The sequence below is a fragment of the Gordonia sp. CPCC 205515 genome (genome assembly GCF_048537925.1).
Lineage (GTDB): Bacteria > Actinomycetota > Actinomycetes > Mycobacteriales > Mycobacteriaceae > Gordonia.
Genome location: NZ_JBCLVJ010000002.1, coordinates 607870 through 634156 on the forward strand (window position 1 = coordinate 607870; position 26287 = coordinate 634156).

Annotated in this window: 24 protein-coding genes and 1 other RNA gene; 15 read left to right on the top strand and 10 right to left on the bottom strand. The window is 68.5% G+C overall.

Annotated features, from left to right (window positions below; genetic code table 11):
- The first annotated feature begins 27 nt into the window (after positions 1-27).
- Both AAFP30_RS03180 and AAFP30_RS03185 read left to right on the top strand, forming a co-directional pair.
- A complete protein-coding gene (locus AAFP30_RS03180; RefSeq protein ID WP_419228369.1) occupies positions 28-1374 on the top strand; it encodes a family 1 glycosylhydrolase in 1347 nt (448 codons plus the stop codon).
- A complete protein-coding gene (locus AAFP30_RS03185; RefSeq protein WP_419228370.1) occupies positions 1371-2210 on the top strand; it encodes a maleylpyruvate isomerase family mycothiol-dependent enzyme in 840 nt (279 codons plus the stop codon). Before AAFP30_RS03180 ends, AAFP30_RS03185 begins: the two co-directional genes overlap by 4 nt.
- A 95-nt stretch (positions 2211-2305) precedes the next feature.
- Here AAFP30_RS03185 and AAFP30_RS03190 read toward each other — a convergent pair whose 3' ends face one another.
- The gene (locus AAFP30_RS03190) at positions 2306-3118 is read right to left on the bottom strand and encodes a spermidine synthase (protein WP_419228371.1); all 813 of its coding nucleotides are present in this window, start codon (positions 3116-3118) and stop codon (positions 2306-2308) included.
- Between the two features lie 25 nt (positions 3119-3143).
- Here AAFP30_RS03190 and AAFP30_RS03195 point away from each other — a divergent pair, with 25 nt between their 5' ends.
- A complete protein-coding gene (locus AAFP30_RS03195; RefSeq protein ID WP_419228372.1) occupies positions 3144-4094 on the top strand; it encodes a cobalamin biosynthesis protein in 951 nt (316 codons plus the stop codon).
- On the opposite strand, the gene AAFP30_RS03200 is transcribed toward AAFP30_RS03195, so the two are convergent.
- Positions 4072-5013 (bottom strand): SURF1 family protein, encoded by a 942-nt coding sequence (locus tag AAFP30_RS03200; protein WP_419228373.1) that lies wholly within the window; start codon positions 5011-5013, stop codon positions 4072-4074. The genes AAFP30_RS03195 and AAFP30_RS03200 overlap by 23 nt on opposite strands.
- Before the next feature lie 59 nt (positions 5014-5072).
- Between AAFP30_RS03200 and AAFP30_RS03205 the strand changes: the two genes are divergently transcribed.
- Positions 5073-6077 carry a zinc-binding metallopeptidase family protein gene (locus AAFP30_RS03205; protein ID WP_419228374.1) on the top strand — a complete coding sequence of 335 codons (1005 nt, stop codon included), beginning with the start codon at positions 5073-5075 and terminating at the stop codon, positions 6075-6077.
- Between the two features lie 10 nt (positions 6078-6087).
- Here the strand turns inward: AAFP30_RS03205 and AAFP30_RS03210 are convergent, their stop codons facing one another.
- Positions 6088-6567, bottom strand: coding sequence for a low molecular weight protein-tyrosine-phosphatase (locus AAFP30_RS03210; protein WP_419228375.1), 480 nt, complete (start codon positions 6565-6567; stop codon positions 6088-6090).
- A complete protein-coding gene (locus AAFP30_RS03215) occupies positions 6560-7267 on the bottom strand; it encodes an HAD hydrolase-like protein (protein ID WP_419228376.1) in 708 nt (235 codons plus the stop codon). The genes AAFP30_RS03210 and AAFP30_RS03215 overlap by 8 nt, the downstream gene beginning before the upstream one ends.
- A 30-nt stretch (positions 7268-7297) precedes the next feature.
- Between AAFP30_RS03215 and cobC the strand changes: the two genes are divergently transcribed.
- The 6 genes from cobC (at position 7298) to AAFP30_RS03245 (ending at position 12842) form a co-directional block, all read left to right on the top strand.
- The gene (cobC, locus tag AAFP30_RS03220) at positions 7298-8353 is read left to right on the top strand and encodes an Rv2231c family pyridoxal phosphate-dependent protein CobC (RefSeq protein ID WP_419228377.1); all 1056 of its coding nucleotides are present in this window, start codon (positions 7298-7300) and stop codon (positions 8351-8353) included.
- On the top strand, positions 8350-9471 hold the full coding sequence (locus AAFP30_RS03225) for a Nif3-like dinuclear metal center hexameric protein (RefSeq protein ID WP_419228378.1): 1122 nt from the start codon (positions 8350-8352) through the stop codon (positions 9469-9471). The genes cobC and AAFP30_RS03225 overlap by 4 nt, the downstream gene beginning before the upstream one ends.
- A gap of 64 nt (positions 9472-9535) precedes the next feature.
- Entirely contained in the window at positions 9536-10273 is a 738-nt protein-coding gene (locus AAFP30_RS03230; protein WP_419228379.1) for a zinc ribbon domain-containing protein, read from the top strand.
- Positions 10274-10278: 5 nt separating this feature from the next.
- Complete coding sequence (locus AAFP30_RS03235; RefSeq protein WP_419228380.1) at positions 10279-10932, top strand: histidine phosphatase family protein; 654 nt, start codon at positions 10279-10281, stop codon at positions 10930-10932.
- 9 nt (positions 10933-10941) lie between these two features.
- An RNA gene (gene rnpB / locus AAFP30_RS03240) (RNase P RNA component class A) lies at positions 10942-11377 on the top strand.
- Between the two features lie 25 nt (positions 11378-11402).
- On the top strand, positions 11403-12842 hold the full coding sequence (locus tag AAFP30_RS03245) for an RNB domain-containing ribonuclease (protein ID WP_419228381.1): 1440 nt from the start codon (positions 11403-11405) through the stop codon (positions 12840-12842).
- 51 nt (positions 12843-12893) lie between these two features.
- Here AAFP30_RS03245 and AAFP30_RS03250 read toward each other — a convergent pair whose 3' ends face one another.
- The 3 genes from AAFP30_RS03250 to panB are packed head-to-tail and all read right to left on the bottom strand — an operon-like array spanning position 12894 to position 16296.
- The gene (locus AAFP30_RS03250) at positions 12894-14390 is read right to left on the bottom strand and encodes a CHAD domain-containing protein (protein WP_419228382.1); all 1497 of its coding nucleotides are present in this window, start codon (positions 14388-14390) and stop codon (positions 12894-12896) included.
- Between the two features lie 52 nt (positions 14391-14442).
- A complete protein-coding gene (gene pip / locus AAFP30_RS03255; protein WP_419228383.1) occupies positions 14443-15411 on the bottom strand; it encodes a prolyl aminopeptidase in 969 nt (322 codons plus the stop codon).
- 27 nt (positions 15412-15438) lie between these two features.
- Positions 15439-16296 carry a 3-methyl-2-oxobutanoate hydroxymethyltransferase gene (panB, locus tag AAFP30_RS03260; protein ID WP_419228384.1) on the bottom strand — a complete coding sequence of 286 codons (858 nt, stop codon included), beginning with the start codon at positions 16294-16296 and terminating at the stop codon, positions 15439-15441.
- 160 nt (positions 16297-16456) lie between these two features.
- On the opposite strand from panB, the gene AAFP30_RS03265 reads away from it, so the two are divergent.
- The 4 genes from AAFP30_RS03265 (at position 16457) to AAFP30_RS03280 (ending at position 23110) form a co-directional block, all read left to right on the top strand.
- Positions 16457-17992, top strand: coding sequence for an alpha/beta fold hydrolase (locus AAFP30_RS03265; protein WP_419228385.1), 1536 nt, complete (start codon positions 16457-16459; stop codon positions 17990-17992).
- 85 nt (positions 17993-18077) lie between these two features.
- Complete coding sequence (glnA, locus tag AAFP30_RS03270) at positions 18078-19418, top strand: type I glutamate--ammonia ligase (protein WP_419228386.1); 1341 nt, start codon at positions 18078-18080, stop codon at positions 19416-19418.
- 31 nt (positions 19419-19449) lie between these two features.
- Positions 19450-22464, top strand: coding sequence for a bifunctional [glutamine synthetase] adenylyltransferase/[glutamine synthetase]-adenylyl-L-tyrosine phosphorylase (locus tag AAFP30_RS03275; protein WP_419228387.1), 3015 nt, complete (start codon positions 19450-19452; stop codon positions 22462-22464).
- 7 nt (positions 22465-22471) lie between these two features.
- Positions 22472-23110, top strand: a complete 639-nt coding sequence (locus tag AAFP30_RS03280) for a heme oxygenase (biliverdin-producing) (protein WP_419228388.1) — start codon at positions 22472-22474, stop codon at positions 23108-23110.
- A 2-nt stretch (positions 23111-23112) separates the two neighbouring features.
- On the opposite strand, the gene AAFP30_RS03285 is transcribed toward AAFP30_RS03280, so the two are convergent.
- Together AAFP30_RS03285 and AAFP30_RS03290 are read right to left on the bottom strand one after the other, a co-directional pair.
- Positions 23113-23523, bottom strand: a complete 411-nt coding sequence (locus AAFP30_RS03285; RefSeq protein WP_419228389.1) for a hypothetical protein — start codon at positions 23521-23523, stop codon at positions 23113-23115.
- 58 nt (positions 23524-23581) lie between these two features.
- Positions 23582-24343 (bottom strand): TetR/AcrR family transcriptional regulator, encoded by a 762-nt coding sequence (locus AAFP30_RS03290; protein WP_419228390.1) that lies wholly within the window; start codon positions 24341-24343, stop codon positions 23582-23584.
- 98 nt (positions 24344-24441) lie between these two features.
- Between AAFP30_RS03290 and AAFP30_RS03295 the strand changes: the two genes are divergently transcribed.
- Entirely contained in the window at positions 24442-25986 is a 1545-nt protein-coding gene (locus tag AAFP30_RS03295) for an MFS transporter (RefSeq protein WP_419228391.1), read from the top strand.
- On the opposite strand, the gene AAFP30_RS03300 is transcribed toward AAFP30_RS03295, so the two are convergent.
- Positions 25916-26257: a GlsB/YeaQ/YmgE family stress response membrane protein gene (locus tag AAFP30_RS03300; RefSeq protein ID WP_419228392.1), complete on the bottom strand. Its 342-nt coding sequence runs from the start codon at positions 26255-26257 to the stop codon at positions 25916-25918. The two genes, AAFP30_RS03295 and AAFP30_RS03300, sit on opposite strands and share 71 nt — an antisense overlap.
- Between the last annotated feature and the right edge of the window lie 30 nt (positions 26258-26287).

Here is a 26287-nt window from a genome sequence, read left to right on the forward strand (position 1 = left end):
CTCAGCGTAGTGCGAAACCGACCTCCGATGCGGCCTCGATCTGAGATTCTCTGTTGCGTGCCCAGAGTCACGCGTGTCCTCACTGCGCTGATCGTCGCCGTCGCGGCGGTCGGCATCGTCGTCGCACCGTCGACGAGCGCCGCGCCTGTAGCGAACCGCACTGGGCCGGCGCCGCTGCCGCCCGGGTTCCTGTGGGGCGTCTCCTCCTCCGGATTCCAGAGCGAGGGCTCCTCGCCCGACAGCAACTGGACTCGCTACGTCGCCGCCGGTCGCACCGACGACAAGGTCGGCACCTCCGTCGACTTCCGGCACCGCTACCGCGCGGACATCGCGCTCGCGGCGCGACTCGGGGTCACCGTGTACCGGGTCGGCGTGGAGTGGGCGCGCCTCGAACCGCGACCCGGCGTACTCGACCGCACCGAATTGGCCTACTACGACTCGATGATCGGCGCCATCGTGGCGGCGGGCATGCGTCCGATGATCACCCTCGACCACTGGGTCTACCCGGGTTGGGTGGCCGCGCGCGGAGGCTGGGCGAACCCGGCGACGCCGAATCTCTGGCTGCGCAACGCGCGCCGGGTCGTCGATCGGTACTCCCGCTACCACCCGCTGTGGGTCACCATCAACGAGCCGATGTTCTATGCCGTCCAGGAAGTCCGCAATGGGGGGCTGCCCGCGTCGGATCTCCCGGTGATGCTCGACCGCCTCGTCGCGGTACACCGCGCCATCTACGATCACATCCATCGCGTCGACCGCACCGCGATGGTCACCTCGAACGTCGCGTACATCCCCACCGTCGCACCGGCTTTGGACACCCAGCTCCTGGACCGGATCGCCGACAAACTCGACTTCGTCGGCCTCGATTACTACTACTCGGTCTCGCCCGGCAACCTGAACGCGTGGCACGCGATCGCCGGTCAGACGTGGTTGGCGCCGGTGTCGGCGGACGGCCTCTACTACGCGCTGCGCCAGTATGCGCGTCGCTTCCCGACGAAACCGATCTACGTCGTGGAGACCGGCATGCCCACGGAAAACGGTGCCGCGCGACCCGACGGGTACCGGCGCGGCGATCACCTGCGTGACCTCGTCTACTGGACGCAGCGGGCCCGCGACGACGGCATCAACGTGATCGGATTCAACTACTGGAGCCTCACCGACAACTATGAATGGGGTAGCTACACACCTCGATTCGGGCTGTACACCGTCGATGTGAAAACCGACCGCACGCTGACCCGACGACCGACCGATGCGGTCGCCGCCTATCGTGGGATCACGGCCGGGGGCGGCGTGCCCTCGACCTACCGACCCACCCGGCCACCCGAGGTCTGCTCCCTCGTGGCGGCACCCGAAAGTTGTCTGGAGCCCGTCCGATGAGCCACACCGCCCTGCCCATCACCCCGATCGTCGACGCCCTGGTCGAGGAATGGTCGGCTCTCGAGGCGATCGCCACCTCGATGACCGACGAACAATGGTCGGCCCCTTCGGTGTTGCCCGGGTGGACGGTCGCCGACGTCATCGCGCACATCATCGGCACCGAGAGCATGCTGGCCGGGCGCGATGTCGAGGTGCGTCGTGACCTCGCCGCTCTCGACCACGTCCGCAACCCGATCGGCGAACTGAACGAGAAGTGGCTCGATCACTTCCGCGATCGCCCACGGACCGAGGTGATGGCCGCCTTCGCCGACATCATCGCCGCACGCACAAACGCGTTGCGCGCCATGACCCAAACCGATTTCGACGCCGACACCATCACCCCGGCCGGACCGGACACCTACGGGCGGTTCATGCGCATCCGGATCTTCGACTGCTGGATGCACGAGATCGACATCATCGACAGCAGCACCGAATCAGGCTCGGCCACCACGGTGTCACTCGCAGCGGCGCCGACGACCTGGGCGCTCGAGGAGATCGCCGCGTCGATGCCGTTCGTGGTCGGCAAACGGGCACGCACACCGCAGGGGACCTCGATACTGATCCGGGTCGGCGGGGTGGCGCCGCGGGAGATGCGGATCGTCGTGGAGGAGCGGGCTGCGGCGGTCGACGCCTTCGACGGCGGTGACGAGTCGGCCGACGTGACCCTGACCCTTGACGACATCGATCTCGCCCGGCTCGTCGGGGGACGTCGAAGCGCCGATCCCACCCGAGTGACGATCGACGGAAACGTGGAGTTCGGCCGGGCGATCGTCGAGAACGCCGCCTACGTCATCTGATTCGAACTTGCGTACGTGCTTTTCTTCAGCGGTGACAAATACAGATTTCAGTTGAGAGAAGCAACTGTCATCTGAACGGATGACCCACTGACGATTCAGTCGTCCTGATCGTCGCGGAAGACCACCGCTGAACCGAACTCCCGGGCGCGGCGGCCGGCCAGTATCTGCGCGGGCTGCGGGTCGCTCAGCAGGGTGCGGATGAGTTCGGGGGTGTCCTCGATCGGATTGTCGCTGGCCGCTATCACCAGATTGCCGGTTCGCCGGCCCTTGAGCATCGCGGCGTCGCCGATCACCGCGACGTGCTCGAAAATGGCTGCCGCGGTGGAGACTTCGGCGCGGGCCAACATCAGGTTGCGGTTGTCACCGCAGTTCGCGAGGTAGAGTCCGCCGGGCACCAGGACCCGTCGTACGTGCCGGAGGAAGCCCTGCGTCGTCAGATGGCGTGGGGCCCGGGCGCCGATGAAGGCGTCACGGATGATGATCTCGCGGGTGTGCTCGGCGAGCGAGCTCACCACCTCGCGGGCATCGCCCACGCGGATACGCAGCAGCGGCGAGCGTGGGAGGTCGAACCATTCGCGCGCCAGGCGGGCGAGTTCCGCGTCGATCTCGACGGCGACCTGACGGGCGGCGGGCCGCTGCGCGGCGAGGTAGCGGGGGAGTGCGCAGGTGGCGGCGCCCAGATGCAGGATGCGCAGCGGGTCGTCGAGCGGGTACCGATCGTCGATGACTGCGGCCATCTGCCGCATGTACTCGAACTCGAGGACCGATGGGTCCGGGTGGATGTGGGAGTGCTGGGCGCCGTTGATGGTCAGCAGCCACCCGCCGGCGACGGTGTCCTCGGTGAGTTCGGCCATGCCGGTGTCGATGCGGTAGGTGCCCGCTGCGGGCTCGGGGCGGTGTTTGGCCATCGTCGGACGAGTCTACGATCGGCTCGTGCGCCGATCCCATCGACCTGCCTCCGTGGCCGCCGGTCTGCTGCTCGGATACACGGCCGACCGGCTTCTCGGCGACCCCCGGCGGTGGCATCCGGTGGCCGGACTGGGTCGGGCGATAGGGGTCGTCGAACAGCTCACCTACCGCGACTCCCGTTCGGCGGGAACCGTGTTCGCGCTCGGTTGCGTCGGTGCGGCGGCCGCTGCGGGGGTGCTCGCGACGCGACTGCCGGGTACGGCGGTCGTCGGAGTGACCGCGGTCACGACGTGGTCGGTGCTGGGTGGCACGACCCTCACCAGGGTCGGTCTCGCCGTCGCCGACGATCTCGACGCGGACGACATCATCGCCGCGCGTCGCCTGGTGCCGAGCCTGTGCGGACGGGATCCCGAAGCCCTCGACGCCGCCGGAATCGCCCGCGCGGCTGTGGAGTCGGTCGCCGAGAACACCTCGGACGCCACTGTCGCACCGCTGTTCTGGGGTGCAATCGCCGGCGTGCCCGGGCTGATCGCCTACCGCACCATCAACACGATGGACGCGATGGTGGGCTACCGCAACGAACGCTACGGCCGGTTCGGCTGGGCCGCGGCCCGCCTCGACGACGTCGCGAACCTGCTGCCCGCGCGGCTGACCGGGCTGCTGGTCGCCGCCCTGGGCGGGGCGCCGGGACGGTCGGTGGCCGCGTGGCGGGCCGATGCCCGACGACACCCGAGTCCCAACGCGGGTGTGGTGGAAGCGAGTTTCGCCGGGGCGCTCGGGGTGACACTGGGCGGTCGCACCGAATACCGGCACGGCGTCGAAGAGCGTCCGACGCTGGGGAGTGGGCCGGCTCCCGGAGCCGGCGATGTGCGGGCTGCGGCAACCCTGTCGCGGCGTGTGCAACTCGCGGCGGCGATCGGGGCCGCCGGTCTCGCGGGAACGCGGGCCGCGGTCAGCCGCCGTAGCGTCGGGTGAGTTTGGCGCGCACATCCTCCGACGTGCCGTCGACCTCGGGGGCGTGCCCGATCGCCGACCGTTGCCGTGAGCTGCTCGACACCCCGGCGTCGCGCAGATCGGCGCGCACTCGGTCGCGTCGCTTCTCCGGTTCGGCCGATTCGGTCACCGGCGCCGACGGATCTGCCGACGCCTGCTCCTTGGCGCGTCGTCGTTGCTTGATCTCGGAGTAGATGAAGTAGCCCGCGCCCAACGGCGCCATGATGCCGAACGCCAGCCACTGCAATCCGTACGAGAGGTAGGGGCCCGCGTCCAGCTGCGGCATCGGGATCTCACCCAGCGCGCCGGGCTGTCCCGGCGACAGCTGCAGATAGAACGGGTCCAATCCCACCTGCTCGGCGCGGGTGACCTCGGCCGGGTCGATCGTGTAGACCGCCATCGCGCCCGCCTCGGTGTGCGCCCCGCGACCCGGCGTGGTGCCTTCGGACTTGCGGATGCGGGCGTTGATAGTGGTCTCGCCGGTCGGCGGCGCAGGGATCGCGGGTAGCGCGTTCTGGTCGGGGCGAACGTAGCCGCGGTCGACCAGCACCGTTCGCGGACCGCCGTCGACGGCGAACGGCGTGAGCACCTCGATCGCAGGCCGCTCATCGACCGACCGCAACCGCACCAGCACCTGTTTGTCAGGCAGGTAACGCCCGGTGACGGTCACTTCCCGCCACTCGGTGTTCGGGTCGAAGGTGGCGCCGGGCGCAGCGACCTCGTCGATGGGCACCGGGTCCGTACTCGTCGCGGTCTTGATCAGCTCGTTGCGGTGCTCGGTGGCGGTGTTCTTGCCGAGTTGCCAGGGCGCGAGAACGTAGAAGCACATGGCGGCGAAGGCGACGACGACCACACCCAGGACGATCCATCCCGGGCGCAGGAATGCCTTGACCACATGCACCCTTCAACCGTACCCAGCCTGCCCGGCGCGACGCGGTCCGCCCAGGTACCGTGGGCGTAATGCGAGACTTCCTCTGCCGCAAGTGTGGCCAGACCCTGTCGTTCGAGAACAGCCTCTGCCTGCACTGCCACAGTGCACTCGGCTATTGGCTGCCCACTCGCACCATCTACGTGCTCGACGACGAGGGCCGCACCCAGATCGACGGTCACCTCGTCGAACGATGCGCGAACAACAAAGTCGCCCAATGCAACTGGCTCGTGTCGTGGACGGGTGTGCCGACGCTGTGCGAGTCCTGCCGACTCACCCGCACCCGGCCCGCGGACACCGATACCGACGCGCTCGCCGAGTTCGGGCGGGCCGAAACCGCCAAACGCCGGCTGATCCTCGAGCTCGATCAGCTCGGCCTGCCCATCATCGGTCGCGAGGAGAACCCGACGACGGGACTGGCCTTCGACCTGCTGTCGAGTGCAGAGGAATCGGTGATCACCGGCCACGCCAACGGGGTCATCACCCTCGACCTGGCCGAGGGCGACGACGTACACCGCGAGCAGATGCGCGTCGAACTCGATGAGCCCTACCGCACCCTGCTCGGCCATTTCCGTCACGAGATCGGGCACTTCTACCAGATGGTGCTCATCACCGACGAGACCCGGCCGGGCTACGAAGCGCTGTTCGGCAACCCCGACGACGACTATCAGGCGGCACTGGACCGCCACTACTCCGAAGGCGCGCCGGCCGGCTGGAAACAGAGCTATGTGTCGTCGTACGCGACGATGCATCCGGCCGAGGATTTCGCCGAGACCTTCGCCCACTACCTGCACATCCGCGACACCCTGGACACCGCAGCGGCATTCGCGATGGCGCCGGCCGGTTCGACGCTGGATCGGGTGTTACCCGGGGATGTCGGCTTCGACAAGCTCGTCGAGTGGTGGTTACCGCTGACCTGGGCGCTCAATCAGATCAACCGGTCCATGGGGCACCCGGACCTGTATCCGTTCGTGCTGGCCGCTCCCGTGCTGGACAAGATCCGGTTCGTGCACAACCTGGTGTCGCCGACCGCCTGACGGTCGGCGCTCAGGCGTCGTCGAGCGAGGCGCGCACCCACTCGAGCAGGCCGGGCACCGCCGCCTCGATCTGTTGGCGGGTCACCGCAAAATCCTCGCCGGTGCCGTAATAGGGATCGTTGACGTCGAGGTCGTCGGGCCCCGCATCCGGGTCGAAAGTGCGCAGTAATCGCACCTTGTCGCCCAGGCGTTTGCGTTCCAGTTCGCGCACGTGACCGGCGTCCATCGCGACGAGCAGGTCGGCGTCGAAATGCTCCGGCGAGAGTTGTGCGGCGACATGGGCATCCGAGTAGCCATGCGCCAACAGTTCGGTGCGGGCGCGGTTGTCGGCGGGTTCCCCGATGTGCCAGCTGCCGGTCGCGGCGCTGCTCACCTTGACCCGGCCGGCCAGACCGGCGTCGGCGACCGCCGCACGGAAAATGTTCTGGGCCATGGGTGACCGACAGATGTTGCCGGTGCACACAAAGCACACGTGTAGTTGTTCAGACACCCAATACCTCGCGCAGATCTGCAATCGAGTCGACAGTCCACGCCGCCGTCTCGCCCTCCCCGGCCAAAGCGTAACCCCATCCGACGAGGATCGCTGGAATCCCGAAACGGGCCGCACCCTCGACGTCGTGCGCGCGATCACCGATCATCACCACCGGCGTCGACGTCACTCCCGCGTCGGTGATGCCGAGCCGATCGAGCGCGTGGGCGATCACGTCGGCCTTGGCGCGGCGGGTGCCGTCGTCGCTGGCGCCCGCGATCACCCGGAAGTGCTGTGCCAGCCCGAAGTGTTCGAGGATCGCGCAGGCGGTCGTCTGGTTCTTCGACGTCGCGACCGCCAAGGTGCGCCCATCGGCCGCCACGTCGGCGAGGATCTCGCCCATCCCGTCGAACACCGCGTTCTCCAACCAGCCGATCTCGGTGTAGCGCTCCCGGTAGGCGGTCATCGCCGCATCGGCGGTCGGCTGATCGAGCCCGAGCTCGCGGAGCGTGTCGATCATCGGTGGCCCGGCGATCCCGGCGACCACGTCCTCGGTCGGTTCGGGGGCGCCCACCGCTGCCAACGCGTGGCGGAAGCTGTTGGCGATGCCGGCGAAACTGTCGGTGATGGTGCCGTCGAGGTCGACGAGCAACACCGTCGACGGATCGGCCGGATCGGGTCGAGGTCCGGCGGTCTGCCCTTCTTCGGTCGTTTCGGTCACTGTCCCATCCTGCACGTAATCTGATGACTTATGACATCGGGGCTGTTCGCACGGGACCGGCACGGCGATGCCGACGCCGAACCGGGACTCGTCGATTTCGCGGTGAACGTGCGTGGGGCACCGCCTCGGTTCCTGCGGGACGCGCTGGCCGCCCGGCTCGACGACCTCGCCGCCTATCCGTCCGCCGACGACGAATCCCGGGCCATCGACGCGGTGGCGCACGCCCACGACCGGCGGCCCGACGAGGTGCTGCTGCTCGCCGGCGCCGCCGAGGGCTTCGAACTGCTGCCGCGGCTGCAACCCCGTCACGCCGCGCTGATCCAGCCGTCGTTCACCGAACCCGAACTCGCCTTGCGGGCCGCCGGCATCCGCATGACCGACGTGGTCCTCGACGCGCCGTGGGTGCTGGGCCCGCGCGTGGTACCCGACGACGCGGACCTCGTGGTGCTCGGCAACCCGACCAACCCGACGTCGGTGCTGCACCCGGCCGAGGCGATCCGCAGCCTGCGGGCGCCGGGACGGATCGTCGTCGTCGACGAGGCGTTCGCCGACATCACCCTCGAGGAGTCGACCGGCCGACCCGAACCGGCGTCGGTGGCCGGTGAATCGCTGGACGACGTCGTCGTGATCCGCAGCGTGACAAAGACTTTCGGACTGGCCGGGCTGCGCGCCGGCTATCTGCTGGCCCACCCCGACATCATTGCCCGGCTCACGGTGGGCCGACGACCCTGGCCGCTGGGCACCCTGGCACTCACCGCGCTGGCCGAATGCGTCGGACCCGTCGGGCAGCGCCATGCGGCGGACCAGGCGCAGACGGTCGCCGCGGACCGGGCCGAACTCGTCGCGCTGCTCACCGCGGCCGGGATCGAGGTATGTGCCACGCCGCGGGCATCGTTCGTGCTGATTCGGCTGCCGCGTGCGTTGGAGATCAAGAAACTGCTGCGGGACAAAGGTTTTGCGGTACGCAGTGCGGCCAATTTCGTCGGCCTCGACGATACCTATCTGCGGATCGCGGTCCGCGACCCGCAACCCACGCAGACGTTGGTCGACGCCATCGTCGCGGCACGAGAGGAGATCGGCGCATGACGGTCACACTGGCCGAGGTCATCGGGGTGCTCGACGCCGCCTATCCGCCGCGGTTGGCCGAGTCGTGGGACTCGGTCGGGCTGGTGTGCGGTGACCCGGCCGAAAGCGTGTCCGGCGCCGTGGTGTGTGTCGATGTCACCGACGAGGTCGTCGACGCCGCCATCGCCGCCGGCGTCGGGGTGATCCTGGCGCACCACCCGCTGCTGCTGCGCGGCGTCGACACGGTTGCCGCCGACACCGCCAAAGGGCGCATCGTCCATCGCCTCATCCGCGCGGGCATCGCCCTGTTCACCGCGCACACCAATGCCGACCGCGCCCGCCCGGGTGTCAACGATGCGCTCGCCGAGACGCTCGGCCTGCTGGATACGGTCCCGATCGACCCGAAACCTGTTGCCCCGATGGACAAATGGGTGGTGATGGTGCCCGAGGGCAATGCCGAACAGGTCAGCGAGGCGATGTTCGCGGCGGGCGCGGGCGCCATCGGCGAGTACCGCGACTGCATGTGGTCGGTGGTGGGCACCGGCCAGTTCCTGGCCCAGGCCGACGCCAATCCGACGATCGGGACCATCGGGGAACTCGCCCGAGTCGACGAGGACCGGGTGGAGATGGTCGCGGCGCGCGGCCTGCGCCGCGCCGTGCTGGCCGCGCTGCGCAACGCCCACCCGTACGAGGAACCCGCCTTCGACATCTTCGAACTCGCCGACGTCGACTCCGAACTCGGGCTGGGCCGCATCGGTCGACTGGAGCGGCCGACGACGGTCGCGCAGTTCACCGAGTTGGCCGCGCAGCGTCTCGGCAGCCCCTGGGGGGTGCGGGCGGCGGGTGATCCCGACGCCCCCGTCGAGGCCGTCGCGGTGTGCGGCGGGGCAGGCGACTCCCTGCTCGACGCGGTCGCCGCGGTCGGCGTCGACCTCTACCTGACCGGGGATCTGCGGCACCATCCGGTCGATGAGGCGCGCCGCCGCGGCGGTCCCGCGCTGGTCGACGCGGGTCATTGGGCCACCGAATTCCCGTGGTGTGCGCAGGCGGCCGCGCTGCTCACCGACTCGCTCGGCATCACCGCGACCGTGCATCGGACACCGACCGATCCGTTCCGCGTCGTCGCGTACCCTGAGTGAACCCCGCCGCGCCACAGTCGGTGCCGACGGGACGAGAACAGCACAGCGACGCGGAGGTGGACCAGTGAAAGCGGATCCCGGAATGCAGCGGGTGCTGCTGGACCTGGCCGACGCGGATGCGGAACTCACCCGGCTCGACCACCGCAGCACGCACCTGGCCGAGGATGCCGAGATCGCCGAACTCGACGGCAAGATCGAGGCCGCCCGCAGCGATCTGGTCCGGGCGGAGATCTCCGCCGAGGACCTCACCCGGGAGTATCGTCGGATCGACGGTGAGGTCACCGGCATGGCCGCCCGCGAGCAGAAGGATTCGGCGCAGCTGACCGCGGGCGGGTTGGCCGCCAAGGCGCTTTCCGAGTTGCAACACGAACTGACCGGGCTGGCCCGGCGCCGCGGCATCCTCGAGGACGACCTGCTGGCCATCATGGAACAGCAGGAGGCCGTCGGCGCCGAAGCGCAGCGCGCCTCGGCCACCATCGACCACCTCGAGACCGAACGCACCGATGTCCGGGACCGACGCACCGCCGCGGCCGAGAAGATCGCCGCCGAGCGTGAGATCGTCGACGGTCGACGCGACACCCTGAGGGCCGAGATCGGACCGGAACTCCTGGCCGTCTACGACAAGCAGCGCACCGGCGGACGGGTGGGCGCCGGACTGCTGCGCGCCCGCCGCTGCGGGGCCTGCCGCATGGAACTCGATCGCGGCACCCTCGCGTCGATCGCCGCGCAGACCTCCGACACCGTCGTCCGCTGCGAGGAATGCGGCGCCATCCTGGTCCGCACCGCCGAGTCGGGACTCTGAGGACGGTGGCCGCCGACAAGGCACCCAGCTGGCAGGGCCAGCGCTCCGCTCCGACCCGGCTGATCCTGCTGCGACACGGACAGACCCCGCTGTCGGTGGAACGCCGCTACTCCGGCCGCGGCAATCCCGAGCTCACCGACCTCGGGCGGCAACAGGCCGCCGGCGCGGCCACCCGACTGGGCGACGACCGCGACATCACCGCCGTCGTCTCCTCGCCGCTGCAGCGTGCGGTCACCACCGCCGAGGCCGTCGCGGACCGGCTGGGCCTCGACGTGCAGATCGACGACGGCTTCATCGAGACCGACTTCGGGGCGTGGGAGGGCCTGACCTTCACCGAGGCGGCCGATCGCGACCCCGACGTGCATCGCCGCTGGCTCGGCGACGTCGACCTCCCGGCCCCCGACGGGGAGAGCTTCAGCCAGGTCGCGGAACGTGTCATCGCCGCCAAAGATCAGCTGCTGCAGCGTTATCCGGGGCAGACGGTGCTGGTGGTATCGCACGTGACGCCGATCAAGACGCTGCTGCGCGACGCGCTGCTGGCCGGCCCGGAGCTGCTGTTCCGGCTGCATCTGGACCTGGCGTCGGTGTCGATCGCCGAGTTCTACCCCGACGGCGGGTCGGTGGTGCGGTTGGTCAACGACACCGGTCATCTATCCTGAGTGGGCGAACGAGTCGGCCGGGCGGCCGCGGCGCACGGAACGGTCCGGGTTCACCCGGGCACGCCGGTCGCCGAGGAAAGTCCGGACTCCACAGAGCAGGGTGGTTGCCAACGGCAACCCGGGGTGACCCGCGGGACAGTGCCACAGAGAAGAGACCGCCGCCCGACCACGTCGGGAGGTAAGGGTGAAACGGTGCGGTAAGAGCGCACCAGCGACGCGGGTGACCGCGCCGGCTAGGTAAACCCCACCCGGAGCAAGGCCGAAGCGTGCACCACGGAGCGATCGGTGCGTGCACGTGCGCGGGTGTTCGAGGGCTGCTCGCCCGAGCCCGCGGGTGGGCCGCTCGAGGTACCCGGCGACGGGCTACCCAGATGGATGGTCGCCACCCGGGCGCGGCGCAGGCCGCATCCGGGGACAGGATCCGGCTTACACGCCGACTCGTTCGCCCCGCACACCACTACTGTCGAGGTGTGCAACGGTTTCTTGCGGCACCCGACATCGACTTCGACGCGATCCGCCATGAGCTCGGCGTCAGCGAGGACTACGGGGCGGACGCACAGGCCGAAGCCGATCAGGCGATCGACCGGTGCGTCGCAGACCGCGACGACCACACCGACCTGCCCGTCGTCACGATCGACCCGCCGACGTCGATGGATCTCGATCAGGCCGTGCACATCTCGGCCGACGACGACGGCTTCCTCGTCCACTATGCGATCGCCGATGTCGCCGCCCTCGTCCCACCCGAGGGCGCGCTCGACCAGGAGAGCCGACGCCGCGGCACCACCATCTACTTCCCGGACCGTTCGGTGCCCTTGCATCCGCGGTCCCTGTCGGAGGGCGCAGGCTCGCTGCTGCCGGAGCAGACCCGACCCTGTGTGCTGTGGACCATCCGGGTGCATCCGGACGGGACCGTCGGCGATGTGGCGGTGCGTCGCTCGACGGTTCGCTCCGTCGCGAAACTCAGCTACGCCGGGGTGGCGGCCGACGCCGCGGCCGGACGGTTGCATCCGTCGATCGCGGCGCTCCCGGCGTTCGGGGATCTCCGACAACGCGTCGCGCTCGAACGCGGTGCCGTCGAACTCGATCTGCCCGATCAGGAGGCGGTGCACGACGACGCCGGCTGGCACCTCGAACTCGCGCCGCACACCCCGGCCGACCGGTGGAACTCCCAGCTGTCCCTGCTGACCGGCATGTGCGCGGGCACCATCATGGCCGACGCCGGAGTCGGTCTGCTGCGCACCCTGCCGCCCGCAGATCCGGACGCCGTGCAGGAATTGCGGAATGCAGCAACCACTTTCGGGGTGGACTGGCCGGCCGAGGCCACCGTCGGGCAGTTCCTGGCGGGCCTGCCGCCGGATCGGCCGACGACCCTGGCGCTGATGTCGCTGGGTGCGACGCTGATGCGGGGCGCCGACTATCTGGTGCTCGGCACCGACAGGGCGGGCGATCCGCCATCTTCTCCACTGCCGCCGGAGAAGATGGTCCATGCCGCCATCGGCGGCGTGTACGCCCATGTGACCGCACCGTTGCGGCGCCTCGGCGACCGATTCGCCACCGAGGTGTGTCTCGCGGTCACCGCGGGAAAGCCCGTGCCCGACTGGGTGTCTCGCGCCCTGCCGACCCTGCCGAAATTGCTGCGCTCGGCCGATCAGTTGGCGGCGTCGGCCGACCGCGCGAGTATCGACCTCACCGAATCGGTCCTCCTGGCCGGCCGCGTCGGCCAGACCTTCGACGCCGTGGTGCTGCACGCCGCGACCGAACACCGTCCCGCGCAGGTGTTCCTCGGCGACCCCGCGGTCATCGCCGCCTGCGACGGCTCTCCGCCCCAGGGCAGTCAACTGCGCGTGCAGCTCACCGAGGCCGACCCGGCCACGCGCACAGTCCGTTTCGCGCCTGCGAGGGCTTCGTGATGCGTCGGGCTCGCAGGCTCGCGCGTCGCTCCTCAGCCGGCGGTGGGCAGCTCAGAGCTTCTTGGCGACCGCACGGTAGGCGGCGATGGCACGTTCGGTCTCGGCCTCCTGCCGCGCGTCGACGCGACCCAGGACGAACAGGTCCATGCCGGTCACCTCACCGGACGCGGCGATCTGCGCGAGGCGGGCCCGGTTGATCTTGGTGTCATTGACATCGCCGAGCGTGGACTGGATCTGCTTGGCCACCTTGGCCACGGTGCGGTACCGCTTCTTGTCCAGCGGCTCGGCGGCGTCGGTGCTGTAACGCAGGCGCTTGGCGCGTTTACGGATGGTGTGCAATTGCTCCATCCACTCCTCGGACCCCTCCGCCGCGGCCGCGAGTTCCTTCTGGGCCTTGCGAATCTTCTTGCGGCTGCGGTCGATCGCCTTGTCCACCGCCGCCACCGCATCGAGTTCGGCGTCGGGTCCGGGTGGGGGAGAAGCGATCAGCTCATCGATCGAATCCAGCAGCGCGAAGTAGCGTTCGGAGTTCATCGCGGTATGGGCGGCGTTGATCGCGCGATCATGTACGGCCGTCTCACTCCCGGCGAGCGCGGCGATCAGCGCGGGCGAGGCGTTCTCACCCGCCAGGATCGACTCGTCGATCTCCAGCTGCACCTCGGAGTCCCGGGCGTCGCCGAGAATCCGTGCGAGCAGCTTCAATTCGTTGCTGAGGTGGCCCGTGCGGGTGGCGTCGAGAACGGTCGGGAATCCGGAGAACACACTGCGCAGCCGGCGGCAGGCGACCCGCATCTGGTGCACCGCGTCCTCGGCGTCGATACGGACCAGCGGGTCATAGGTGATCAGCGAGTTCCGGTGGATGGCGATGTCGGTGATCACCAGTTCCAGGGCCGTCGGACGCTTACCCAGATGCGGCTGGGAGACGATCGGGGTCGCGCCGATGGCACGCGCCAGCTTCGACGCCGACGACGCCTCCCGCCCGCCGCCGGTCCGCAGCAGCTTCTCCGCGGCACGCAACAGTTTCGGGTGCGCGCCGGAGCCGATGAGCTCGAACTCCCACTCCGACCACTCCTGGAAATGTCCTCCGGGAAGCAGGGATTGGGCGGTGACGAGATCCTCGGCGAACTCGGCGACGGGATCACCGTCGGGTCCGAGGAGTCGCGTCACCGTGCGGGTGGTGGAGATGGCGGCCACCGGGATCAGCTTCCGGGTACGGGTGTGCGCGATGACCGGGTCGATCAAGGCATTCGGCACGTCACCGTCGGCGGGTGCTTCGTCGAAGCTCACCTGCAGTTCGCGACGCACACCCGCGGTGCCGGTGGGTCGCTTGAGGTGCCAGCCGAAGTCGTGTCCGCCGGTCCGGCGCCGCATGGTGATCTTGTTGCCGGCCAGATCGAGGTTCTCGGTGTCGAAGTAGGTGGCGTCGAGGTTGAAGGTCTCCGGCTCGGTCGCACCCACGACGCCGGGCAGGGCGCGCAGATCGGGCGCCGTGTGGCCCGCATCGACATCGAACTTCAACTCAACTTCGACCTGCTCGGATGCGGCCACCCATGCCTCCTGACTCGACTACGACACCGCCAGTCTATCGGTGCCGTCGGCGCTACTGCGCTGTCCGGTTCGCGAAGTTGTCGGTGGCGGTGATGAGGTGATGTTTGATGCCCGGCTCGAAGGACGCGTGCCCCGCGTCGTCGACGATGTGCAGCTCGGCACTCGGCCACGCGCGGTGCAGATCCCAGGCGCTGCGCATCGGACAGACGACGTCGTAGCGGCCCTGCACGATGACCCCGGGGATGTGTGCGATCCGGTCGATGTCGCGCAGGAGCTGCCCGTCGTCGAGGAAGCCGTGGTGGACGAAGTAGTGGTTCTCGATCGAGGCGAACGCGAGGTCGAACCGTGGACCCTCGTCGCCGTCGTCGCTCGGTGGTTTCGGCAACAGATAGCTGGTCTTCTGTTCCCAGCCGGTCCACGCCGACGCCGCCGCCTGCGCGACCGCCGGATCGGCGGAGGTGAGGAGCCGGTGGTAGGCGGCGACCAGATCGCCGTCGCGTTCGTCGGCCGGGATCGGTGCCAGATACGACTCCCACAGGTCGGGGTAGATATGGGCGGCACCGCCGTTGTAGTACCAGTCGATCTCGCTGCGCCGCAACAGAAATATGCCGCGCAGTACGAGTTCGGTGACGCGCTCGGGATGGGTTTGTGCGTACGCCAGGCCGAGGGTGGAGCCCCACGATCCGCCGAACACCTGCCATCGCTGTACGCCGAGGTGCTCGCGGAGTTTCTCCATGTCGGCGATCAGCCGGTCGGTGGTGTTGACCGACAGGTCGGCGCCGTCGGCGATGTGCGGTCGGGACTTGCCGCAGCCACGCTGATCGAACAGCACGATGCGGTAGCGGTCGGGATCGAAGAAGCGGCGCTGATCGGCGGAGGTGCCGCCGCCGGGCCCGCCGTGCACGAACACGGCGGGCTTCCCATCGGGATTCCCGGAGGTCTCCCAGTAGATCTGCTGCCCGTCGCCGACGTCGAGGTGGCCCTGCTCGTACGGCTCGATGGCCGGGTAGAAGTCGCGCATCACCTCAGCCTAGTCAGCGAGGGGACGTCAGTAGCTGTGCTCCTCGGCCGGGAACACACCGCGACGGACCTCGTCGGCGTACTGTGCTGCGGCGCTCTGCAATTCGGTGCCGACGTCGGCGAACCGCTTGACGAACTTGGCGGTCTTGCCGTGGGTGAAGCCTGCCATGTCCTGCCAGACGAGGACCTGGGCGTCGGTCTCGTGGCCGGCGCCGATGCCGACGGTGGGGATGGTGAGCTTGCGGGTGATCTGACCGGCGATGTCGGCCGGGACCATCTCCATCACGACGGCGAACGCACCGGCCTCCTGGACGGCGATCGCGTCGGCGATGAGCTGATCGGCGCCGTCACCGCGACCCTGCACGCGATAGCCGCCGAGGCCGTTGACACTCTGCGGGGTGAAGCCGATGTGCCCCATGACCGGGATACCGGCGGCGGTCAGGACCGCGATCTGCTCGGCGACCCGCTCACCGCCCTCGATCTTGATGGCATGCGCGCCGGTCTCCTTGAAGACCTTCACCGCGGATTCGAGCGCCTGCTGCGGGCTCGCCTCATAGCTGCCGAACGGCAGGTCGGCGACGACCAGGGCGTGCGGTGCGCCGCGGACGACGGCCCGGATGAGCGGGATGAGTTCGTCGACGGTCACCGGGATGGTGGTGTCGTACCCGAGGACGACGTTGGCCGCGGAGTCACCGACGAGCAGCACCGGGATCTCGGCGGCGTCGAAGATACGGGCGGTGGAGTAGTCGTAGCAGGTGAGCATCGCCCACTTCTCGCCCTCGGACTTCATCTGCGCGAGGTGCTGGACGCGGGTGGCGCGCCGACGGGGCGCAGCCGAATCGGTGGCGGTCGGAGCGGACGAGCCGTATACCGAGGATTCAGACATCGTTGTCTACTTTCTGCCTCGAGTCCTGCATCAGCAGGTACCCGGGTGGGTTGGACCACACCATTGTGTCACCGACCCTCATCCGTATCGATGCTTTGACCTGTGGCTTTTCTCACAGCCACGCGATCGCCGGGCGCGGGCGGGATCGTAGGATCGCGTCATGGTGCGCATCGGGGGCCGGCCGCGGTGGCCAGTCGCCGTCACTGTGCTCGCCCTGCTCACCACGGTCGTCGTCGGTTGCGCGGGTCCATCCGAGCCGGACGGACCGTTTGCCTGGCATCCGTGCGGCGCCGACGATGGGGTGGACGTCAGCGGCCTCGACTCGTTCGAGTCGAACCGGCTGCGATGTGGTCGGCTCGCCGTGCCGCTCGACCCCGCCGACCCCGCTCTGGGCACCGTGACACTGGCGATCGCGCGACTGTCGGCGTCGGTCCGCCGGACGGGCACACTCGTCGTCGATCCGGGTGGTCCCGGTGTCTCCGCGGCCGCCCATGTGGTGCGGACGGCACCGCGATTGCTGTCGCAGTCGATCTCTGCCACCACCGACATCGTGGGCATCGACTGGCGCGGTGTCGGTGCCTCGCGTCCCTCGGTGCGATGTCGCACCGACGGTGAACGCGACGCCGAGCGTGCGATGGATCTCGGCGACCGCACGCCGGCCGGGATCGTCCGGATCGAGAACTATTACCGCCACCTCGCCACGCAATGCCGCGACCGGGTCGGCGCCGCCCTGCTCGGCCGGGTCGGTACCGACTTCGTCGCCGACGACCTCGACCAGGTGCGGATCGCCCTGGGCGAGGACACGATCGACTTCCTGGGGCACTCCTACGGCACCCGGGTGGGGATCACGTACGCGCGCCGGCATCCGCAGCACGTTCGCTCGCTGGTGCTCGATGGTGTCGTGGATCCCGACGAGGACCCGATGACCGCGACGATCGAGCAGTACGGTGCCTTCCAGCATGCTCTCGACGCGTTCAGCGTCGACTGCGCCGGATATCCGGCGTGTCCACTCGGCGACCGCCCCGGCTCGGCGACGGCACGCTACCGGTCACTGGTCGACCCACTGGTGGCGCGGCCCGTACCGGTGGGTGCTCGGGTGCTCGACGCTGTCGATGCGAAGACCGGCACCCTGTCCGCGCTCTACGGGCAGGATCGATGGCCGCGACTTCGGTCGGCGCTGACGCAGGTCACCGGCGGCAGTGGGGAAGCGCTGCTGGCACTGGCCGACGACATGGAAGGACGCGCCACCAACGGGCGCTACACCGGGCAGATGGACTCGTACCGGGCGGTCCGCTGCGCCGACGACATCCGCATCACCGACCGTCGCCGCCACGACGACCTCGACACCCGGGTCCGGCAGGTCGCTCCGTTCACCGACGACGGCCGCGGCACCGGCCACGGTCCGATCGGGGTCTGCGAGTTCTGGCCGCAGGCACAGCGGGCGCAGCCCCCGACGCGAATCGCGACGCCCATGCCCCCGACGCCCATGCCACCGACACTCATGGTCTCCACGCTCGGCGACCCCGCCACCCCGCACGCCACCGCGCTGCGCCTGGCCGATGCGCTCGGTGTCGGGTTGCTCTCGGTACGCGGGGTCAACCATACGGCCGTCTTTCACGGCGACGACTGCGTCGACGACGCGGTCAACACCTTCCTGACGCATCCCACACGGGCCACAGATCGTCTCACATGCTGAGATTCGGTCGCGAAAACCGCAGGGTGAGGAGTTCGACTCCTGGATGTAACACGGATTTAACAGGCTGCTCCTAATGTCCGGTGGCATGGATCGCCAAAAGGAATTCGTGCTCCGGACACTCGAAGAGCGCGACATCCGATTCGTGAGGCTGTGGTTCACCGACGTTCTCGGCTACCTGAAGTCCGTGGCGATCGCGCCGGCGGAGTTGGAGGGGGCCTTCGCCGAGGGCATCGGTTTCGACGGGTCGGCCATCGAGGGCTTCTCCCGCGTGTCGGAGGCCGACACCGTCGCCAAGCCCGATCCGTCGACGTTCCAGATCCTGCCGTGGACCACCGAGAGCGGGCGGCACCATTCCGCTCGCATGTTCTGCGACATCGCCATGCCCGACGGCACCCCGAGCTGGGCCGACTCGCGCCACGTGCTGCGCAGGCAACTCAGCAAGGCCGCCGACCAGGGCTTCACCTGCTACGTCCACCCGGAGATCGAGTTCTTTCTCCTCAAGGACGCGCCGCTGGACGGCAGCGTGCCGACCCCGGCCGACGAGGGCGGCTACTTCGACCAGGCGGTGCACGACGCGGCTCCCGGGTTCCGGCGGCACGCCATCGAGGCCCTCGAGTCGACTGGCGTCTCGGTGGAGTTCTCCCACCATGAGGGCGCGCCCGGGCAGCAGGAGATCGACCTGCGCTACGCCGACGCGCTGTCCATGGCCGACAACGTGATGACCTTCCGCTACCTCATCAAGGAGGTGGCGATCGGCGAGGGCGTCACCGCGACCTTCATGCCCAAGCCGTTCAGCGAACATCCCGGGTCGGCCATGCACACCCACATGAGCTTGTTCGAGGGCGACGCCAACGCCTTCCACAACCCCGACGACCCGATCCAGCTGTCGAGCACCGGCAAGAAGTTCATCGCGGGCATCCTGCATCACGCGGCCGAACTGAGCGCCGTCACCAACCAGTGGGTCAACTCCTACAAGCGACTCATCCACGGCGGTGAGGCGCCGACCGCGGCCACCTGGGGCAGCGCCAACCGCTCGGCGCTGATCCGCCTGCCGCTCTACACCCCGAACAAGGCGTCGTCGCGGCGCATCGAGGTGCGCAGCCCCGACTCGGCCTGCAACCCGTACCTGACCTTCGCGGTGCTGCTGGCCGCCGGGCTCAAGGGCATCGAGGGCGACTACGAACTGCCCGACGAGGCCGAGGACGACGTGTGGGCACTGACCCCCGCGGAACGTCGCGCGATGGGATACCGGGAACTGCCTGGCAGCCTGGCCGATGCACTGGTGGAGATGGAGCGCTCCGAACTGGTCGCCGAAGCGCTCGGCGAGCACGTCTTCGACTACTTCCTGCGCAACAAGTGGGCCGAGTGGGCCAACTACCGCAGCCTGGTCACGCCGTTCGAGCTGAAGAGCTACCTGCCGCTCTAGAGATCGACGTCCACCCGCTATTTTTGGGGGTGTGACTTCACTTCGCGGACGCGGACGCGTCCCCAGCGCCGGGCGGCTCGGGCTGCTCGAGAGCTCCGCGCCGGGCCACCTCGCCGACCTGGGGTGGGCCGACGAGGACTCGATCGACGTGCTGTGGGCGCTGTCCCGTGCACCCGACGCCGATCTCGCCCTGCGTGCGCTCATCCGGTTCAAGGGGGCCGTCGAGCCGTCCGACTGGGCCGAGATCGATCGGCTGATCCGAACCGACAAGGGTTTCCGCGGTCGGCTGTTCGCCGTCGTCGGCGGCTCCGATGCACTCGGCGATCACCTCGTCGGTGAGCCCGCGAGTTGGCGGCTGCTGACCGTCGACGAGATACCCACCGTCGAGGAGGTCTACGAGCGGATGCTCACGGCGGTCGACGCCGTGCCCGAGCCCGGTGAGCTGGAGAAGGGCAACAAGGTCTACCGGGCGGGCTTCGCCGGACCGAAGGCCGTCGTCGCGTTGCGTCTGGCGTATCGGGATCTGTTGTTGCAGTTGGCGGCTCACGATCTGGCGGCGACCGTCGAGGACCAGCCGGTGCTCTATCTGCCGCAGGTGGGGGCGTTTCTCGCCGACGCCGCGGACGCGGCACTGACCGCCGCGCTCGCCGTGGCCTTCCGGGAGGTGTGCGGCGACAAGCCGATCCCGGCACGGATCGCGGTGATCGCGATGGGCAAATGCGGCGCACGCGAACTCAACTACGTCAGCGATGTGGACGTGGTGTTCGTCAGCGAACCGGCCGACGGGATCTCCGCGCGCATCGCCGGGGAGATGATGCGGGTCGGCACCCTGGCCTTCTTCGAGGTCGACGCCGGGCTGCGTCCGGAGGGCAAGGCCGGTGCGCTGACCCGCACCTTGGATTCCCATGTGGCGTACTACAACCGGTGGGCCAAGACGTGGGAGTTCCAGGCGCTGCTGAAGGCCCGTCAGATGACCGGCGACATGGAGCTCGCCGACGCCTACATCGACGCGGTGAGCCCGATGGTGTGGTCCGCGGCCGAACGCGACGACTTTGTGCCCGAGGTGCAGGCGATGCGCCGCCGCGTGGAATCCCTGGTGCCCGACGAATTGCGCGACCGCAACCTGAAACTGGGCAGCGGCAGCCTGCGTGACGTCGAGTTCGCCGTGCAGCTGCTGCAGATGGTGCACGGCCGCGTCGACGAGAGTCTCCGGGTGCAGGCCACCGTGGATGCGCTGAGCGCGTTGACCGCGGGCGGCTATGTCGGCCGTGACGACGGCGCGAATCTCACCGCGTCGTATCAGTTCCTCCGGCTCCTCGAGCATCGCCTTCAGCTGCAACGACTTTCGCGTACCCACCTGTTGCCCGCGTTCGACGACGAAGACAATATGCGCTGGCTCGCGCGGGCCGCGCACATCCGGCAGGAGGGTGACCGCGGGCCCACCGCGACGCTGCACGACGAGCTGAAGAAGCAGAAGGCGCGCATTCGTCGACTGCACGAAAAGCTGTTCTACCGGCCACTGCTGGAAGCCGCCACCCGTTTCAACGCCGACGAGTTGACGCTGACCGACAAGTCCGCCGAGCGCCGTCTGTCGGCGCTGGGGTACGCGAAACCCGATCGCGCGCTGAGTCATATCCGCGCGTTGGCGTCGGCCCCGTTGCGGCGCGGGCAGATTCAGCTGCTGATCCTGCCGTCGCTGCTGGAGTGGATCGGTAACACGCCCGACCCGGACGCCGGTCTGCTCAACTATCGGCGACTGTGCGACGTGATGGACAACGAGGAATGGTTCATCCGGCTGTTGCGCGACGACGGCGTCGTCGCCGAGCGGTTGATGCATGTGCTCGGTACGTCGGAATACATCGCGAATCTGTTGATGCGGTCACCGGAGGTCATCCACCTCTATTCCGATGGCGCCAACGGTCCGAAGCTGTGCGAGACCCAGCCCGAGGATGTGGCCAAGGGGCTCATCGCCTCGACGGTTCGGCAGCCCGATCTCAAACGTGCGGTGGCCGCGGCCCGCTCGCATCGTCGATTCGAGTTGGCGCGGATCGCCTCTGCCGACATCCTCGGCATGATGGACGTCCCGACCGTGTGTCGGGCGCTGTCGAGCGTGTGGGCGTCGGTGCTCAACGCGGCGCTGCAGCGGGTCATCGCCGAATCGGTGACCGAACGCGGTGAACCCGCGCCGGCGCGGATCGCGGTCATCGGCATGGGACGTCTCGGCGGTGGGGAACTCGGCTACGGGTCCGACGCCGATGTGTTGTTCGTGTGCCAGCCGGAACACCGCGCCGACGAGACCACTGCGGTGAAGTGGGCGCAGACAATCGCCGAGCAGGTCCGCTCCATGTTGGGCTCACCCAGCGAGGATCCGCCGCTCGAGGTGGACACCGGACTGCGGCCGGAAGGTCGCAACGGTCCGGTGGTGCGCACCCTGGCCGCGTATGCCGCCTATTACGACCAGTGGGCGCAGCCGTGGGAGATCCAGGCGCTGCTGCGCGCACATCAGGTGGCCGGCGACGAGGATCTCGGAATCGACTTCCTGCACATGGCCGATCGCATCCGCTACCCGCAGGGCGGGGTGTCGGGGGATGCGGTCAAGGAGATCCGGCGGATCAAGGCGCGTGTCGACTCCGAACGTCTGCCGCGCGGCGCCGATCCGGCCACTCACACCAAGCTCGGGCGCGGCGGTCTCGCAGACGTCGAGTGGACTGTGCAGTTGATGCAGTTGCGGTACGGGCATCGGCATCCCGCGCTGCACAACACGTCGACCCTGCAGGCGCTCGACGCCATTGGCGCGGCGGAACTGCTGGCCGAGAACGACGTGTCGTTGCTCAAGGAGGCGTGGCTGACCGCCACCAAGGCGCGTAACGCGTTGGTGCTCGTGCGCGGTAAGCCGGTCGATCAGTTGCCCGGGCCCGGTAAGCAATTGCGCGCCGTCGCCTACGCGGCCGGTTGGCCCGAGGATCAGGCCGCAGAATTCCTGGAGAACTATCTACGCGTCACCCGTCGAGCGAAGACCGTGGTGCGCAAGGTGTTTGGAGCGTGATGCAGCAATGACCTCGATGCCGGATACTCGTCCGCCACTGTCGGAGGGTTTGCGGTCGGCCACCGCCGTGGCCCACGACCGTGCCGAACGCGCCACCTTCGTCGACGACCTGATGTCCGGGCGGCTGGACGCAGCCGCATATCGGTCGATGGCCGGCCAACTCTATTTCGTCTATCGCGCACTCGAATCCGTCGGCGACGAACTCTCCGGTGATCCGGTCGCCGGACCGGTGGTCGACGAGCGGTTGCGCCGGCTGCCGCGGCTCGCGTCGGATCTGGCGGTGCTCGGCACCGATCCGGGAGCTGTCGAGTTGCTGCCCGCCGTTGCCGACTACGTCGCCGCGATCGAGGCCACCCGCGACGATCCGGCCCGATTCGTCGCGCATCACTACACCCGGTACCTCGGGGATCTCAGTGGCGGACAGGTGATCCGGAGCCGGATGAAGCTGCACTACGGACTCACCGACGACGCGCTGAGCTTCTACGTCTTCGATGACGTGCCGAAACTGAAGCGGTACAAGGATTCCTATCGCGACACCCTCGACGCGCTACCGCTCGCCGATGGGCAGGAGCAGGCCCTCATCGACGAGGCGGTGGCGGCGTTCGAGCACAACGAGCGGTTGTTCGCCGAATTGGCCGGTCGCTGAGACTAGGCGGCGCCCTCGGCGCGTTCCTCGCGAACGTGCTTGACGCCTGCCTTCACCAGCAGCCACGGCACCAGCAGGGTCGCCAGGGCGGTGATCACCCACACGATGACGGTCGCCGCGACCCAGGTGGTGAAGCCGCTGATCGAGATGCCGTCGCTGCCGAGCAGGGACGCCAGCAGCAGCGACACGAATGTCGACACCAGTCCGACGCCACCGATGAAGGCTTCGGCGTTGCGTTGCACGAACTTGGTGATGAACGGGCTGAGGATCATCTGCGCGGCGGCGAAGATGATCACCGCGAGGATGAATCCTCCCCAGTGGACGGTCATCTTGTCCAGAATGGCGGTGGCCACCAGGATGCCGATCGCGGCGGATAGCAGGTACACGCCTACTCGAATGATGATGCGTATCATGCGCTCATCGTAAGCACAGCCGATCACGAATCGGGGATAGAAGCGGGGCGGCGCGGGGTCACGTTTTCGGCTCGATCCGCCGGGACTCGATCAGGTCGTGCACACCGTCGAGGATGACGTCGAGACCGAATGCGAGTTCGGTGTCGAAGAAGTCGTCGTCGGGGTCGTCGCCGAGTGCGGTGATCGCCTCCGCAAGATGCGGGAACCGTGCTTCATCCACGAATTCGGCCACCAGTCGCTCATAGGTGAGGCCGACGTGGTCGTCGGCGTCGAGTAGACCCATCTGGCTGGCCTGCCGCACATGGTGCCGCACGAATCCGTCGACGAGCAGCAGTGCGCTCATCTTCTGCTGACCGGTCAGCGCGGTGTCGCTGAACGCGAACACTCCCGCATTCGTCCACGACAGCACATTGGGACCGACCGGTGGGCGACTCATCGGCATCGTCGCGAGCCAGGCGCGCCGACGCAGTACCGCGGTGACTGCCAGCGCCCAGCCGGTCACGCGGTCGCGCCAGGGACCGGTCTCGGGGAGGGGTGTGACGGGCCCGTAGGCGTCGTCGACCATCACCTCCAGCAGGTCGTCCTTGCTGTCGACATACCGGTAGAGCGACATCGTCGTCACGCCGAGCCGGGAGGCGACCGCTTTCATCGACACCGCGTCGAAGCCGTCACCGTCGGCGATGGCAACTGCGGCGTGCCCGATTTCGTGGATGGTCAGCGTCGGTCGGGGGCCGCGTCGCGGTGCGGGGTCCGGGCGGTCCCAGAGCAGGGCGAGATGCCGTGGGATCTGCGGATACCCGGGTCGGTCCGGTGAGGTCATGGCCCGATCGTACTAATTGCTTGTGCGGTACACAGTCAGGTCGTAGTATCTGTGTACGTAATAAACAGTCTATGAAATACACAGAAAGTGACCTGCTGATGAGAACTTCTCCCTGGCTCGGCCTCACCGCCCTGTGCCTACCGATGCTGATCGTCTCGATGGATGTCTCGGTGCTGTTCTTCGCCGTGCCCTACATCGCGGCGGATCTGTCACCGAGTCCCGCGCAACAACTCTGGATTTTCGACGTCTACGGCTTCGTGCTGGCCGGATTGCTGCTGACCATGGGATCGCTGGCCGACCGGGTGGGGCATCGGCGACTGCTGCTCCTCGGCGCCGCCGGTTTCAGCGCCGCATCACTGTTGGCCGCCTACGCGACCTCGGCGTCTATGCTCATCGGAGCGCGTGCACTGCTCGCGGTGGCGGGGGCGACGCTGATGCCCTCGACGCTGGCACTGATCCGGCACCTGTTCGACGACGACGCGATGCGCGCCAAGGCCATCTCGATCTGGAACGCCGTGCTCGCCGGCGGGGTCGCGGTCGGGCCGATCATCAGTGGGCTGCTCCTCGAGCACTTCTGGTGGGGATCGGTCTTTCTGATCAACGTGCCGTTCATGGTGGCGCTGATGGTGGTGGCGCCGGCGGTCCTGCCCGGGGACACCGCGGTGCCGGGGCGTCGGGTTGATGCGTTCAGCGCGGTGCTGATCCTGGCCGCGATGCTGCCCATCGTGGCGGCGATCAAGAATATTGCCGCGGACGGCTGGTCGTTCTCCGGTGTCGGCCTCGTCGCGGTCGGAGTCTGTGCGGCAACGGTTTTCGTGTGGCGGCAACGTCGGCTGGCCGATCCGGTGCTGGATCTGCGGTTACTGGCGGAGCGTCGTTTCGCCACGTCGATCTCGGCCAACCTGGTCTGCATGTTCGCGTTGCTCGGCAACAGCATCCTGATGACCCAGTACCTGCAGTCGGTGCTCGGTTTGTCGCCGCTGCGTGCCGCGCTGTGGAGTCTGGCGCCGTCGGTGGTGGTCGGTGCGGTTGCGCCGGGTGCAGCCGCGGTGGCCGCGCGGGTGGGTCGTCCGGCCGTGATCGTGAGCGGACTGATCACCAGCGCCATCGGGTTCACCGTGCTGGCCACCCTCACCGGAGTCGACTCGCTGGTGATCGTGCTGGTCGGCGCCACCTTCGTCGCGGCCGGAATCGTTGCGGCATCGGCGATGATCGCGGACTACGTCGTCTCGGTGGCGCCCATCGATCGGGCGGGCGCGACGTCCGGACTGCTCGAGACGTCGAGTGAACTCGGTGGCGCGCTGGGCATCGCCGTGCTCGGCAGTGTGGTGAATGCGGTGTTCCGCATGGAGTTCCCGACGAACCTGATCGGGGGAGAGGCGTCGCGGAGCCTGGCCGGTGCGGTGGCCTCGCTGCCCGGGTTGGCCGCCGACCAGCGCGGCACGGTCATTGCCGCGGCGCGCGAGGCATTCGTCAGCGGACTGGGTGTGGCCGCGTGGACCGCGGCCGCCGTCCTGGTGGTGACGGCAGGCCTGGTGTGGTGGTCGTCGCGCAGCGACGCCGACCGGAACCTCAGATCGGGCGGTTTGTCCCCGCTGGACCGGTCCCCGGCGTACCCGCGCGATTCGCGCCCATCCGCTTGATGATGGCCGACCCGACCGCGACGACGATGATGGCGCCGATGATGGCGCCGATGATGCCGCCCCAGTCGAACTTGTCGGAGTCGCCGATGCCGAACAGGCCGGTGAAGATCCAATACCCCAGCAGGGCACCGAGCAGGCCGAGGATTGTGGACGCCGCCCACGATTTCCAGCCGCTCATGGCGCGGAAGGCATCGTTGGGAACCAGCGCCCGTCCGATGGCGCCCGCGACGAATCCGAGGAGTAGTGCTGCGATCAGACTTCCGATGTCCATGTGACACCTCCCTGACCGCACACTAGCCCC